Source organism: Roseibium sp. RKSG952 (genome assembly GCF_009711355.1).
The window spans coordinates 1-1581 of sequence record NZ_SMMF01000526.1; the positions used below are offsets into that span (position 1 = coordinate 1).

The 1581-nt window shown below is 50.3% G+C and carries 1 protein-coding gene; it reads right to left on the reverse strand.

All coding sequences use genetic code 11. From position 1 onward, the window contains the following. Nucleotides 1-75 precede the first annotated feature (75 nt). A complete protein-coding gene (gene ectB, locus E1297_RS01995; RefSeq protein WP_155133239.1) occupies nucleotides 76-1341 on the reverse strand; it encodes a diaminobutyrate--2-oxoglutarate transaminase in 1266 nt (421 codons plus the stop codon). Nucleotides 1342-1581 lie beyond the last annotated feature (240 nt).

A 1581-nucleotide genomic window follows, 5' to 3' on the forward strand; every position in this document is an offset into this window, starting at 1 on the left:
CACACACTCAGCTTCGGTTCGACAGGGCCTGAAACATGATTGCGCCAAAGAGCGAAGGTTAAATACGAGCCACGTTCAAATGGACTTGGTAGCGGCCTGATGAAGGTAAGATAATCCTTCCCGGAGAACCCCTTCCGAGGTGGTGAGCGGGGGCAAGATCTTCAGTACTTCATCATGAGGTCCTGCGGTTTCAATAATCAAGCCAAGTTCGAAAGCGTTCCTGCATATATTGTCAGCCAATTTTTGACTGCCGACATCAATTCCCTGCATCATGCCCAGGCCCTTAAGCCGACTATGCGGTAGTATCTCGGAGAGTACTCTCAAAGAATCCGTTACAATCTTGGTACTATCAGTGGTTTTGATAGCCAACTCATTCGATTCCCAAAAATTTTCCAACATGACATGTCCAGTCAGAAAGGCATGAGAATTTCCACGAAAGGTGCCATTATGCTCTCCATGTCCAAAAACATCCAGATCCGGATTGACCAAGACCATTGCCATCGGAAGGCCAAAGCCTGAAATTGATTTGGCCATAGTCACGACATCGGGAACAATACCGGCCCTTTCAAATGCGAAGAACGGACCGGACCGGCCACAACCTGCTTGAATTTCATCGATGATCAGTACCGCTCCATGCTTTTTGGCCAATGCCGATATGCGGCGCAACCAAGATGACGAGGCTACATTCAAACCGCCTTCTCCCTGAATGCATTCCAGTAGAATTGCAGCTGGCGCATCAAGGCCGCTTGAAGGGTCCTCCAGTAGTTTTTCCAGCAAATCGGCCGTGTCTAGATCCGCACCAAGATATCCATCGAAAGGCAACCGCGTTACTCCTGCCAAAAGCGCTTCAGCGGACCCGCGATGGTGGCTGCTGCCTGTCGCAGCCAATGCTCCTTGTGTGACACCATGAAACCCGTTGGTAAAGGCGATCACATTGCTCCGGCCGGTCGCCTTTCGAGCAACTTTCAAGGCAGCTTCAATTGCATTTGTCCCTGTCGGGCCGACAAACATCAAGCGATGGTTCATTTTTCTCGGAGTCAAGATGATCCGTTCAAAGGTGTCGATGAAACGTGCCTTCACATCTGTGTGCAGGTCAAGCGCATGGCCGATGCCATCCATTTCGAGATAATCGATCAACGCTGCCTTCATCGCGGGATGATTGTGCCCGAAATTGAGTGAGCCACAACCTGCAAGAAAATCGATATACCGGGCGCCGGAAACATCAAAAAGCTCAGATCCGGTTGCGCGTGCAAAACGTGCCGGAAAGCGGCGGCAATAGCTTCGTACGGATGATTCGCACCTGTCAAAGACAGTGGTGCTGGTTTCGTTGCGGCAGAGCATTGCTCAGTCTCCGTCAGTTGACCAAGTTAAAGCGAATAAGCCTCCCCCGAACATCTCCTCTCAGGTTTCCAAGGCAACAGGACGTCCAACAGGCTCGGTGATTTCAAGCGCGAAGATCAACACAATGTAAGCTGCTCAATTTGCAGCGCTCTTTCTCGGGGAAGGCCTTTCAAGGTATAATGTGACTTGAAAGGCTTTCTTGCGATTTTTTCATAAGGGATTGAGTGTCAAGGGCGCTTA